Below are 1,228 nucleotides of genomic sequence, written 5' to 3'. Positions count from 1 at the left end.
TTTAAATCTACTTGTAAGATGAAATTTATCTATCGTGTAATGTACTTTATTTTTAGGAAAATATTCTTGAATAAATTTTGCCATATTTTTAATTCAAGGTGCACCATCTCCTAATACCATAAATTCAATATTGTCATTAATATCATAATAACTGGTAATTAATGTAAGTAATTTATTAACAAAATTAGTTAATTTACTATTTTTTTTAATATATTCTGGAATATTATCAAGTTCTATAACACCTAATTTATTTGCAATTACGGGTCTTTTTTCAGTTGATTTTGTTTCATCAAAACCAGTATAAACAGTTGAAAATATACTATGTTTTTTTATTTTCTTTTTTCCTGTTTTCTTTTCATTTCACATTTTTAAATAAGTTCCATCAATTTGAATATATAAAGTATGAGGTATCTTTATTTTTTTATCAGTTTTATTAAGATAATATTCTTTATCAATTTTTGCATTTTTCATAATATTTGAAATTGTTTTTGTACAAATTTTTACATGTTCCATAGTATCTAAAATATCTTGATATGTTTTTTTATTACCAATAAATGATAATATTTTTTTTACCACACAATTATCTATTCTTTGTCATTTTTCAATGCCTAAAAGTTTATCCAAATGAAAAATATATTCTTCTTTTAAAAGTTATTTTCCCATTTAAAATTATTAATGTTCTTTCAATTTTATCTTTTACTTTATAATCTTTAAATTCTTTTAAAATTTCATCAATTTTATAATTTGTAAAAATTCATTCATCAGAATTTTCTAAATTTTGTTGAATAATTTCAATACTCTGTATATATAACAAATTAATAAAATTCTTAAAAAAATTATTATCAATATTTATCATTTTTTTACCCCCTTTCCTTAGTTTCGAACATTAACACAAAAATAATAAAAATGCAAAAAAGATATTATTTTTTATTTATTGTGTTATAATTTAAATGTTAATTATTAGCAAATTAATTTAACTGAAAAAAGTAAAGTAATTTACTTTTTTTAATTTTGATGTAAAATATAGATAATAAAAAAAGAACTTGTGTAGAGTGCACCCCAAAAAGTAAGTATTAGTAAAAAAGGTTTATAAACTTTTATTTATTATATCCTTTTCTTTGCGGCTTGAATATCATTTATTTCATTTTTTAACATCATTAATATATTCGTCATGCGATAAGTAAATATTGTTATGAATTGTTGCTTTTTTTAATAAAGAATGAAAACT

The 1,228-nt window shown here is 19.2% G+C and carries 2 protein-coding genes; both read right to left on the bottom strand.

All coding sequences use genetic code 4. The features are described from left to right. A partial coding sequence (locus D9R21_RS06620; RefSeq protein ID WP_196234382.1) for a UPF0236 family transposase-like protein occupies positions 1–624 on the bottom strand: 624 nt, incomplete at its 3' end. Further along, entirely contained in the window at positions 617–856 is a 240-nt protein-coding gene (locus D9R21_RS06615; RefSeq protein ID WP_126821556.1) for a hypothetical protein, read from the bottom strand. The genes D9R21_RS06615 and D9R21_RS06620, both read right to left, overlap by 8 nt. Between the last annotated feature and the right edge of the window lie 372 nt (positions 857–1,228).

The sequence above is a fragment of the Spiroplasma endosymbiont of Megaselia nigra genome, from assembly GCF_003987485.1.
Classification (GTDB): Bacteria; Bacillota_I; Bacilli_A; order Mycoplasmatales; family Mycoplasmataceae; genus Spiroplasma.
Note: the sequence above shows the minus strand (reverse complement) of the source record. Positions and strands in the feature narration are given on the sequence as shown.